General features: G+C 62.8%; 10 protein-coding genes and 2 pseudogenes. 8 read left to right on the top strand and 4 right to left on the bottom strand.

Annotated features, from left to right (window positions below):
- Positions 1–165 precede the first annotated feature (165 nt).
- Positions 166–537, top strand: a pseudogene (locus BAMB_RS30490) (glycoside hydrolase family 32 C-terminal domain-containing protein); the annotation flags it as partial.
- 320 nt (positions 538–857) lie between these two features.
- Positions 858–2,453 (top strand): glycoside hydrolase family 68 protein, encoded by a 1,596-nt coding sequence (locus BAMB_RS30495; RefSeq protein ID WP_011660991.1) that lies wholly within the window; start codon positions 858–860, stop codon positions 2,451–2,453.
- Between the two features lie 381 nt (positions 2,454–2,834).
- Here BAMB_RS30495 and BAMB_RS34695 read toward each other — a convergent pair whose 3' ends face one another.
- On the bottom strand, positions 2,835–3,161 hold the full coding sequence (locus tag BAMB_RS34695; protein ID WP_082089716.1) for a hypothetical protein: 327 nt from the start codon (positions 3,159–3,161) through the stop codon (positions 2,835–2,837).
- A 607-nt stretch (positions 3,162–3,768) separates the two neighbouring features.
- Positions 3,769–4,596, bottom strand: coding sequence for an SDR family NAD(P)-dependent oxidoreductase (locus BAMB_RS30500; RefSeq protein WP_011660993.1), 828 nt, complete (start codon positions 4,594–4,596; stop codon positions 3,769–3,771).
- Positions 4,597–4,695: 99 nt separating this feature from the next.
- Between BAMB_RS30500 and BAMB_RS30505 the strand changes: the two genes are divergently transcribed.
- Both BAMB_RS30505 and BAMB_RS30510 read left to right on the top strand, forming a co-directional pair.
- Positions 4,696–5,073, top strand: coding sequence for a heavy metal-responsive transcriptional regulator (locus BAMB_RS30505; RefSeq protein ID WP_011660994.1), 378 nt, complete (start codon positions 4,696–4,698; stop codon positions 5,071–5,073).
- A gap of 256 nt (positions 5,074–5,329) precedes the next feature.
- Positions 5,330–6,010, top strand: coding sequence for a GntR family transcriptional regulator (locus BAMB_RS30510; RefSeq protein WP_011660995.1), 681 nt, complete (start codon positions 5,330–5,332; stop codon positions 6,008–6,010).
- A gap of 122 nt (positions 6,011–6,132) precedes the next feature.
- Here the strand turns inward: BAMB_RS30510 and BAMB_RS30515 are convergent, their stop codons facing one another.
- Positions 6,133–6,327 (bottom strand): hypothetical protein, encoded by a 195-nt coding sequence (locus BAMB_RS30515; RefSeq protein ID WP_006750620.1) that lies wholly within the window; start codon positions 6,325–6,327, stop codon positions 6,133–6,135.
- A gap of 171 nt (positions 6,328–6,498) precedes the next feature.
- A pseudogene (locus BAMB_RS30520) lies at positions 6,499–6,729 on the bottom strand (endopolygalacturonase); the annotation flags it as partial.
- A 519-nt stretch (positions 6,730–7,248) separates the two neighbouring features.
- Here BAMB_RS30520 and BAMB_RS30525 point away from each other — a divergent pair.
- The 4 genes from BAMB_RS30525 (at position 7,249) to BAMB_RS30540 (ending at position 11,343) form a co-directional block, all read left to right on the top strand.
- Positions 7,249–8,235 (top strand): TRAP transporter substrate-binding protein, encoded by a 987-nt coding sequence (locus BAMB_RS30525; protein ID WP_011660998.1) that lies wholly within the window; start codon positions 7,249–7,251, stop codon positions 8,233–8,235.
- Positions 8,232–8,810 (top strand): TRAP transporter small permease, encoded by a 579-nt coding sequence (locus tag BAMB_RS30530; protein ID WP_011660999.1) that lies wholly within the window; start codon positions 8,232–8,234, stop codon positions 8,808–8,810. The genes BAMB_RS30525 and BAMB_RS30530 overlap by 4 nt, the downstream gene beginning before the upstream one ends.
- 4 nt (positions 8,811–8,814) lie before the next feature.
- A complete protein-coding gene (locus BAMB_RS30535) occupies positions 8,815–10,167 on the top strand; it encodes a TRAP transporter large permease (protein WP_011661000.1) in 1,353 nt (450 codons plus the stop codon).
- A gap of 84 nt (positions 10,168–10,251) precedes the next feature.
- Positions 10,252–11,343, top strand: coding sequence for a lactonase family protein (locus BAMB_RS30540; protein ID WP_011661001.1), 1,092 nt, complete (start codon positions 10,252–10,254; stop codon positions 11,341–11,343).
- Positions 11,344–11,358 lie beyond the last annotated feature (15 nt).

Below are 11,358 nucleotides of genomic sequence, written 5' to 3' on the forward strand. Positions count from 1 at the left end.
CTATAGCCCTGGTCGAGCACCAGACTGGCTGCTTGCTGTTTGAACTCCGGGGGAAAACGGACGTCGGTGCTTGCTCGTCAGACACCGCTTCATGGCGACCATTCTCGCCAAAATCAGTGTCCGAATTCATTCGGCCACTACACATCTGATAAATCCATCTACGATTCGGCCCAGCGGGCCGGCCTTATTGTGCGAGGCTCGGCGAATGGTGATGTCGGCACCTGGATCTTCTACGACACCGCTAGCCAGACCCTCACGCTCGACCGCTCTAGGTCCGGCAACATCCGATTCTCGAACGCGTTCAGCAAGCAGCACATTGTCAATATGCCGTTGGAGAACGGGAAGTTGCGCCTTACCGTACTGGTCGACCGGAATTCAGTGGAAGTGTTTATGGGCGACGGCCGTACTGTCATCACCGACCTCATCTTTCCGGCACCCGACGACAATCGCGTTTCGGTCTTCGCCGACAACGGCGAGGCGACGTTCAGCGATATGACGATTACCCCTCTCGCTGATCCACGCGGTGCAAAGCAATAGTGCCATGCGTTGGCTCGAAAGCTGGGCTCCGCCAGAACGCATCGCATCTACAGCAAGGACTTGCCTGGTTCTCCCGGACGTGCCGCGTTGAGAACGCCAAGTGTATCGCTGCCGTCAAGGCATGCAGGATGGTCCGTCACGCCGAACGGCGCGCGACTTTGAACTATGTATGTAGTTCCACGGATGCTGGCTGTAGGGCCAACCCCATCGGGCATCGGCCTGACACAATCAAGCGGTTGACACCTTCAATTGCGTGCTCTTGACTAGACTCGCATTTCGTAAAAATTACGGTGTGCTACCAGTTATTACTCAGGAGAGAAATGATGATGAGTAGCTGTTTTCCGCAGAGCCGGCTGCTCCGCCCCCACCTGCTCGCGAGCGCAGTTTCTGCCGTCGTGATGATGATCGCCACGACACCAGCTCAGGCACAATTCCCAGCCCCGACACCTCACTCCCAACAGGCATTCGATCCGGCTGCCAGCTTTACCTCCCGATGGACAAGGGCGGATGCCCGGCAGATCAAGGCCATGTCCCTTCCCACTACAGTCGGCGGGAACTCGCTGCCCCCGGCCCTCACCATGCCGAACATCCGCGCGGACTTCCCTGACACCAATGCCGACTTCTGGGTATGGGACACCTGGCCGCTCGCGGACCTGCACGCAGTGCAACTCAGCTACAAGGGCTGGGACGTGATTTTCTCGCTGACCGCCGATCGCCACGGCGGCTATTCGTTCGATGACCGGCACGTGCATGCGCGCATTGGATTCTTTTATCGCAAGACGGGCATTCCCGCGTCACAGCGGCCCGCGAACGGCGGATGGATCTTCGGCGGCCATCTGTTCCCGGATGGTTCGAGCATCAGGGTTTTCAGCCCCACCGTGCCGATCACGCAAAACGCTGAATGGTCCGGCTCCGCCAGGCTCACCAGCGGCGCCAACGTGAGTCTCTACTACACGGCGCTGGCGTTCAACAAAACGTCCCCGAACGGCCCGGACATCACCCCGCCGGTCGCGATCATTGCGCGCGCGGACGGCCATATCCACGCGGACGCCACGCATGTGTGGTTCGACGGCTTCAATGATCACCAGGCGCTGCTGCAACCCGACGGTGTCCTGTATCAGAATGGTGCGCAGAATAATTTCTACAACTTCCGTGACCCGTACGTGTTCCTCGATCCGGCTCATCCGGGCGACACGTACATGGTGTTCGAGGGCAACACCGCCGGCCCGCGTGGGGCGCCCACGTGCACTGCCGACGACCTCGGCTATGTATCCGGCGACCCGTTCGCCGAGACTGTCGCAGCTGTGAATGCTTCCAGTGCGGTACTGCAGAAAGCGAACGTCGGCCTCGCGATCGCGACGAATCCTCAGCTCACTGCATGGAAGTTTCTTCCACCGATTCTTTCCGCGAACTGCGTGGACGACCAGACCGAGCGGCCGCAGATCTATCTGAGCAACGGCAAATACTATCTGTTCACGATCACCCACCGCTCGACCTATGCGACTGGCGTCGACGGGCCGGATGGCGTGATGGGTTTCGTCGGCAACGGGATCCGCAGCGATTTCCTGCCGATGAACAAGGGCAGCGGCCTGGTGCTCGGCAACCCGACCGACCTCACTCAACCTGTCGGCTTTCCGTTTGCGCTGGATCCAAACCAGAATCCACGCACATTCCAATCGTATTCGCACTATGTGATGCCGGGCGGCTTGGTCGAATCCTTTATCGACGCAATCGGGCCTCGGCGCGGCGGGTCGCTCGCGCCGACCGTGAAGATCAACATTGGCCTCACGACGTCGGCGGTTGATCTGACCTATGGGACTGGCGGTCTGGGCGGCTACGGTGATATCTCTGCCAACCAACCGGCTCTCGGCCGGGGCGGTGCGAACAATGGAAAGGGAGGCGGCAACGCGCCGTAAGCTGCGCCTGATTGTTACAGGGTAAGTTTCGCGGAGAGCGGCATACCCGCATGCTACCCATCTTGATCCGGGTGCGGCCACGAGGCCGCACCTGACTTGCTTTGCGGTTGCAAATGCCGGTGCGCATCGCGCGAAAAGTCCGGGTGTGCCGGCCATCTGCAGTACGAGCATTCCTGCATGATCAATCCGGCGGTCATTTTCCAACGCCGGGCAGTTACGATCAGACCGTCTTCAAACTCGAACTGTTGCGTCGCGTGTTCACAAACAGCGGGTGCCGGTAAGGTCCAGTCGTTGATATTGCCTATCGGCGTGTCAAAGTGCGGGCCGAAGGGCAAACAGCCCCGGCGTGAAACACACATGAAACCGGGGCTGTCGGGTACGTCAATGCAGTTGTCGCTTTAGATCGGAAAGTTCCGAATGCATCGTGCTTACTGCATTCATGATCTTGGCATCAAGACTGCCGGCCTGTTGGCAAGCACGCTCTGCACGATCACCGATTCGTTCGAGATCGTCGACGCATTGCCGAATACGATCTTCATCGTTGGACGCCATGAGCTTCTTCGCCGATTTGCATTCCTTGTCCAACTCATCCACCCAGTTGATCAGGTCCTTTGGAATCGTCCTGTCGGCGTGACAGGTACGTGATGCCTCGCTCACGGTTTGCTGCAGATGGGTAAAGCGCTTTTGGATTTCACTGGTTTGCAACATGATGAACTCCTCCTTGAACGTCGGTTCCAGATGAGCTCAGGCAGCAGATAACTCCGGCGTCGCCCGTGGTATCGCCAGTCGCTCGCTTCAATCGGCCGGCGGCAACACTGCATTGCACCGAAGCTGCAACTGCAACCGAGCCCGCGGAACGTGTAAGTTCTAGTGTAGGCCACTACCGCAGGGAGTAGTAATCCGGGCAGGCCGCCAGGATGCGACATCGACGGATACTCCGTGCACCGCCGACGGCGCAGGCTGATTGCTCGAGGCAATATCTCCAGTGCGCTCGCGCCCTGTGAGCTGCAAGGAGCTGCAAAGGCCCCTTACCCCGAATACGCATGGCCTTGGATGCCGGACTGGTCGTCCCATCGGTAAGCGATCGATAAAAGACAGAAACCAGCCAATTTCAGCCGTTCGACACGGACGCCCGGATCGTTGACAATCGATGGCCAACCCCGCCGGCAGGCCTACCAACCGCACGTGGCGACCATCCGCGTCGGCCATTTCGTTCTCTGACATCACGCTCCGCCGCCCAATACGGCCGCCGGAAGCCGCTCACATTCAAACCGGAACGGCTGGAGCGCAATGTGGGGCGGATAGTGGCCGCACCCTACGCGTTGGTCTCTCCCGTCACCAGGTCCTGAACGTCTCTCGGCCGAAGGATTTTCTCAACCATGCGTGCCGACATCTCGCGGCTCAATAGTCTCTGCAAATTGGCAAGCAGCCGGTTCCGGGTTCCAACAATCCGATGGCTCCGATTGCGATCCAGCGCCCACAAGGCATCCTGCACCACACTCGCGACAGGCATCGGCGTGCCGACGGCCGCCTCCTGCGCGCCAACGACATCGAAAAAGGCGGTTTGTGTCGCCCCGGGACATAAGGCGACGACCCGGATGCCGCGATGCCGGTTCTCAGCCCAAACGGCTTCTGAAAATGACAACAGAAAGGCCTTGGTTGCGCCGTAGACGGCCATATAAGGATCGGGCTGGAATGCGGCTGTCGACGCGACGTTGATGACCACGCCGGCGGAACGCGCCTGCATCCCCGGCAGCAGAAGATGAGTCAGCTCGATTGCGGCCATGCAGTTCACCAGCACTTCGTCGCGTTGGCGCGCCCACGGAATCGTTTCGAAGCGCCCGTAAGCCGCAAAGCCCGCATTATTGACGAGTACATCGATGACTTTGCCGGTCACCTTCAGGTGGCAATCGATCGTGTGTACGGCATCAGTTGTGCTCAGGTCGGCCGTCAGGAAATCGGCGTCGCACGCATAGTCGCGTCGCAGTTCCGCGGCCAGATCGCGCAGCTTGTCGCGAGAGCGTGCGACCAGCAGAAGTCTCGCACCACGTTTGGCCAATGCATAGGCAAACGCGCGCCCGATACCCGACGATGCACCCGTGACAAGTGCTGTTTTTCCGTGAAAATCGAAACGATTTCTCATAGCCCGCGGATGGAGTGGAAGGTGACTTGGACTGTAAACCGTTGACTACAGGCAACGGTCAAGCCTTAATGACGGTCCACAACATTGAATGGAGGCAGCATGCGCATCGGCGAACTATGCAAGCGGGCGGGCGTTTCGCACGATACCGTGCGCTACTACGAGCGAATGGGGCTGCTGGACAAAGCAACACAACCTCACGCGACAAATACGTACAAGCACTACTCCGAACGCTCGTTACAGCGGATACAGCTGATTATCCATGCGAAGGCATTAGGCTTCACGCTCACGGAAATTGGCGACGTCATTCATGTATGGGACAGTCCGACATTCGGTGTTGCGAAAAAGGTCGCTTGTCTGCAAGCAAAGCTCACAGAAATCGACGAAAAGAGCCGCGCGCTGACCCTGCTGCGCGCAGGGCTGGTGAATGCGCTGGCCAAAGTTGGCAGCGATTGTGTCGAAGGACACATCGCGTGGTGAGGCGCTGTTGGTGAAAGCGACAAACCGACTCAAGCAAGAGTGTCAATGGCCGCTTCGGTTTCAGGCGAGCGTCCGCTCCGGGTCGGCAAGCGACATCCGCGCAGAACCCTTCTGTTGTCTCAGCGAGCGGCACGGCGGCGTGACCATAGGCATCCGCCGCCCCCCAAGACCCGTCTGCTAATATTGTAGAAAATATGCAATATCCGCCGCCGCACCGGCGCTTGCCTGTCCGCCTTCCCCCAGTCCGAATCGCAACATGAACGAGAAACGCCCTGCTCTTGTCTACGCCACGCGCGCCGAAGCCGCAGCGAACGAATTGCGCCGCCGTATCCTGACAGGGGAGTATGTCGACGGTTACCAGCTTCGCCAGGATGCACTCGCGACCGAACTCGGGATCAGCCGCATCCCGCTCCGCGAAGCGCTCGTGCAGCTCGAGAGCGAAGGGCTCGTGAAGATCCTGCCTCACAAGGGCGCGATTGTCTCGGAGCTGTCCCCGGAGGACATCACCGAACTCTTCGAATTGCGCGCGCTGCTGGAACCCGTGCTCCTGAAAAAATCGATTCCGAAGCTCACCGCCGACGATTTCGCGCGGCTCGATGCGATCCTCGCGGAATACAGTGAAGTGCTGCATGCGAGCCAGTCCGGACGCTGGGGCGAACTGAACACCGAACTGCATCAGCTGCTGCTGTCGCGCGCCGACCAGCCGAAAACCACCGCGATCGTCGCGTCGCTGCTGCAACAGACCGACCGTTACACGCGTGTGCAACTGTCACTATCCGAGGCCGCGCGCGACGTGGCCGAATCCGAACATGCCGAACTCGTCGCGTTGTGCCGCACGGGCGATGCGCGGGCGGCGGCGTCCCTGCTCAAGCGGCACATCGAGCATGCGGGCGGTGAGTTGAATGCGTTCCTGCGTAATCGGCGGCTGGGGCGTTGAGGTCATCCGGGCGCCAAGGCTGACATGCAGCACTAGCCTCCGGCGCAGTGAAGCGGGGTCGCATGCGATGCGCAGGCTGTCCGTGCATCGCCGGTTCCGCTTGCATCCATCATCACGCTCTCTTACCCGCCGCCGATTCCCTGCAACACCTTGCCGGTTCCGCCGCATACCGCGCATTTCTGCCCTTCGACCATGCCGGTGCCGCGGCATACTCCACACAGATCCTCGCCGACGCCCGGCGCATCGGGCGGCCCTTCGTCGCCCGGATTCAACGGCGGGTCTTGATTCTGCCCCGCCGGCGTTCTGGTCGTCTGCATCACACACCTCCGTTCGCGTTTCCGACGTCGCTGCGAGCACGCATCACCCGTGCCCGCTACGACGACACGTGCACCATGTCCGGCCCGCGTGCCCGAAGCGCATGACAAGCGCACCGCCCGATGACGCGACGCCCCGCTCACTATCGGAGAATCGACGTCATCGCGTCGTCGTTACAACGACGGCGCCCATGTCGAGCCGAACGGGTTCGACTGGTCGATGCCGGGGAAGTCGACGAACGCGTTGCTGCAGTCGAGCCCGTTGCCGGGACGCGCGTTGCGGGTGGCCTCGCCGTTCACGACGACGCGGTTCGCGCTCGACGCGAACACGGGCAAATTCACGTTGTGCAGCGTGAGGTTCGCGTCGGGTGCGATTGTCGAGATCCCGTCGGGCGTGTCGGCGGTCGAGACGTGCGTCGCGAACAGCGCGAGCACGCGCGGGCGTGCGCTCGACCCGGAAAGTCGGGATGTCATGACGGATGTCTTCTGGTGAGGCAGCGTGCGCGGACGCTGCCGGGTTGGTATCGGGTCAGTCGAGCGGGGCCCGGGCTCGTGGCGGCGCGAGCCGTGGCTGCATTGTGATCAGTCATCCTATGACGAGGGGAAGGGAAACGAAAGACGGCGTTCGGCATCGGGAAAACGACCCAACCTCGCGCCGATTCAAATAGAAGGCCGTTTCCGGAAAACGTTTCGCCGACATCGGGCTAAACAGAGAACGCTTTTCCCTCTATCCGTCCGTCAACCCGCTACAGAGGCGCTTATAGGGGTATGCACCAAGTGAGTTAAACGGTTAACCGACGTACATTCGCTCCGACACGTCATACAACGTATGACTGCGATTCAGCGAAGGCCCAAGCCCGACCTATGCGCAAGCCACCCGAATCGCCGCCAAATAGCGAGCTACAACCAACAAGGAGACTGACGATGACGCACCGATTCCCCCGCTCCCGTACCGCACTGGCCGTCGCGCTGATGGCCGGCTTCGCGATGTCCGCGCAGGCCCGCGTATTCCGCTCGGCGGACGTGCACGGCGACAGCTTCCCGACCAACATGGCGGTCAAGTTCATGGGCGACGAGCTGTCGAAGCTGACGGGCGGCAAGGACTCGATCAAGGTGTTCGGCAACAGCGCGCTCGGCTCCGAGAAGGACACGGTCGACCAGGTGCGGATCGGCGCGATCGACATGGCGCGCGTGAACGGCGCGTCGTTCAACGAGATCGTGCCGGAGTCGCTGATCCCGTCGTTCCCGTTCCTGTTCCGCGACGTCGACCATTTCCGCAAGGCGATGTACGGTCCGGCCGGCCAGAAGATCCTCGACGCATTCGCGGCGAAGGGGATGATCGCGCTGACGTTCTACGAGAGCGGCGCGCGCTCGATCTATGCGAAGCGTCCGGTGCGCACGCCGGCGGACATGAAGGGGCTGAAGGTGCGCGTGCAACCATCGGACCTGATGGTCGACGAGATCCGGGCGATGGGCGGCACGCCGACGCCGATGCCGTTCGCCGAGGTGTACACGGGCCTGAAGACGGGCCTCGTCGACGCGGCGGAAAACAACCTGCCGTCGTACGAGGAAACCAAGCACTTCGAGGTGGCGCCCGACTACTCGGAGACGCAGCATGCGATGACGCCGGAAGTGCTGGTGTTCTCGAAGAAGATCTGGGACACGCTGTCGCCGCAGGAGCAGGCCGCGATCCGGAAGGCCGCGGCCGACTCGGTGCCGTACTACCAGAAGCTGTGGACCGCGCGTGAGGCATCGGCGCAGCAGGCGGTGACGAAGGGCGGCGCGAATATCCTGCCGGCCGCGCAGGTCGACCGCGCGGCCTTCGTGAAGGCGATGCAGCCGCTGTGGACGAAGTACGAGAAGACGCCGCAGATGAAGCAGATCGTCGACGAGATCGAGGCAACCAAGTGACCCGTCGCACTTCCCTGACCGGCGCGGCGGTCGTGGGCTCGCCGGACGCGGCCGCCGCGGACGGTGCGGCGCCGGGCCGGCCGCGCGCGGCCGCGCCGCTATTGCACTGCGCGAACGACCTGCTGTTCCGCGCGCTGGCCGTGATTGCGTCACTGTGTCTCGCGGCGCTCACGCTGCTGGTTTTCTACGCGGTCGTGATGCGCTACGTGTTCGAGAATGCGCCCGATTTCGTCGAGCCGATCGCGCTGCTGCTGGTGATCGTGATCGCGATGTTCGGCGCGGCGATGAAGGTGCGCGACGGCGGCCATATCGGCCTCGACTCGTTCGTGCGGCGCCTGTCGCCGGGCCCGCGCACCGTGGTGATCGCGATCCAGCACCTGAGCCTGATCGCGTTCGCGATCGCGATCATGGTCGGCTGCGGCAGCATGGCCGCCGAGACGATGGCCGACCGCATCCCGATCATCGGGCTGCCCGAAGGCGTGCGCTACCTGATCACGATTCCCGCGGCGATCGCGATCGTCCTCTTCTCGCTCGAGCACCTGCTCGCGCTTCGTCGTTCTTCGTCGGGACAATAACGCCATGGAACTCGCGATCCTGTCCGTCAGTTTTCTGATTTTCCTCGTGCTCGGCGTGCCCGTTTCGTTCGCGCTCGGCATTTCCTGCGTGCTGACCTACCTGGTCGAAGGGCTGCCGATCGCGACCGCGATGCAGTCGATGATCTCGGGGATGAACGCGTTCTCGTTTCTCGCGGTGCCGTTCTTCATCTTCTCCGGCGAGCTGATGCTGCATGGCGGCATCGCGGACCGGATCCTGCGCTTCGCGCAGGCGACGGTCGGCCATTTCCGCGGCGGCCTCGGGATGGCCAATGTGGTCGCCTGCACGCTGTTCGGCGGCGTGTCGGGCTCGCCGACCGCCGATACGTCGGCGATGGGCGGCGTGGTGATTCCGCTGATGAAGCGCGAAGGCTACAGCGCGGCTTACGCGGTCAACGTGACGACCCACGCGTCGCTCGCCGGCGCGCTGATGCCGACCTCGACCAACATGATCATCTACGCGTTCGCCGCGCAGGGGATCACGGGGATGCTGCACGGCCAGCAGGTAAGCGGCGTGTCGATCGGCGACCTGCTGTTCTCCGGGCTGCTGCCGGTGTTGTGGGTGATGGGCTTCGTGCTCGTCGCCGCGTACTGGCAAGCCGTGCGTCACGGTTATCCGCGCCGTGAAGACGGTTCGTCCGCGCTGCCGTCATTCCCGGGCTGGTATGCGGTGCTGCGCAGCTTCGTCGGCGCGGTGCCGGGCCTGATGGTGATCGCGATTATCCTCGTGTGCGTCGCGAAGGGGATTGCGACCGCGACGGAAGCGGCCGCGATCGCCGTCGTGTATTCGCTCGTGCTGACCGCGATCGTGTACCGCACGCTGACCGTCGCGAAGCTGCGCCGTGCGCTGTCGCATGCGGCGCGCACGACGGGCGTCGTGCTGCTGCTGATCGCCGTGTCGAACATGCTGCGCTTCCAGATGTCGTACCTGGAGATTCCGGATGCGATCGAAGGGCTGCTGAAGCAGTCGACCGCCGCGCCGTGGCTGATGCTGCTGTACATCAACATCATCCAGGTGTTCCTCGGCACGTTCGTCGACATGGCCGCGCACATCCTGATCACGACGCCGCTGTTCCTGCCGATCGCGATGGCGTGCGGCGTCGGGCCGGTGCAGTTCGGGATCATGCTGCTGCTGAACTGCTCGCTCGGCCTCGTGCACCCGCCGATCGGCTCGGTGCAGTTCGTCGGCTGCGCGATCGGCAACGTATCGATCGGCGAGACGACGAAGATGGCGTGGCCGTACTACCTCGCGATCTTCAGTGCGATCAACATCGTCACGTACATGCCGTTCTTCTCGACCTGGCTGCCGAGCCTGATCAGCGGCCACGCGGTGTTCTGACCGCCTGCCTTGCATATCGCGGCGCCGGACGACCCTCCGGCGCCGTCATCACGTCAACGGTTTCTTTCACGTATCGCGTATCCCATGAACCACAACACAGCATGGCGCGCCGTCGCGGCCGCCGCATTCGCGCTGGCCGCATCGCTCGCGCATGCCGCGACGTATGCGTACGTATCGAACGGCGACAGCCGCGACATCTCGGTGTTCGGCGTCGACACGTCGAGCGGCGCGCTGCGCGCGATCGAAACCGTGCCGGTCGACGGCACCGTGATGCCGATGACGTTGTCGCCCGATCATCACCGGCTGTACGCGGCGCTGCGCTCGACGCCGTATCGCGTCGTCAGCTTCGCGATCAATCCGCTCGACGGGCGGCTGATCGAGCTGGGCCGCGCGCCGCTCGCGGACAGCATGGCGTATGTGTCGACCGATGCGTCGGGCCGCTACCTGTTCTCCGCGTCGTACGGCGGCAACCTGCTCGCGGTCAACCGGATCGGCGAGAACGGTGTGGCCGGCGACGTGCAGCAGACGATTAAGACCGGCCCGATGGCGCATGCGATCCGCCAGTCGCCGGACGGCCGCTACGCATTCGCGTCGGTGCTCGGCGCCGATGCATGGCTGCGTCTGCCGTTCGATGTGTCGACCGGCAAGCTGACCGACACGGCCGAGCCCGCGTACCGGCTGCCGGAGAAGTCGGGGCCGCGCCATTTCGTGTTTTCGTCGAACGGGCGGTTCGCATACCTGATTGACGAGCTCGACGGCAAGCTGCACGTGCTGGCGCTGTCGCATGGCGGCGCCGAGGCGCGGCCGATTCAGACGGTGTCGATCCTGCCGCCGGATTTTCATGGCGACAAGCCGTGGGGCGCGGACCTGCACCTGACGCCGGACGGCAAGTTCCTCTACGCGTCGGAGCGCACGTCGAGCACGCTCGCGGCGTACCGGGTCGACGCGGTATCGGGCAAGCTCGCGCGAGTCGGCACGTTCGCGACCGAGCGGCAGCCGCGCGGCTTCGCGATCGATCCGTCGGGCACGTATCTGCTCGCGGCCGGGCAACTGTCGCCGACGCTCGCGGTGTATCGCATCGACCGGCACACCGGCCACCTCGACGCGATCGGCAAGTATCCGGTCGGCAAGGGGGCGAACTGGGTCGAGATCGTCACGTACGACGGGACGAACTGATCCGCGCGACGAAGC

This window comes from Burkholderia ambifaria AMMD, from assembly GCF_000203915.1.
Lineage (GTDB): Bacteria > Pseudomonadota > Gammaproteobacteria > Burkholderiales > Burkholderiaceae > Burkholderia > Burkholderia ambifaria.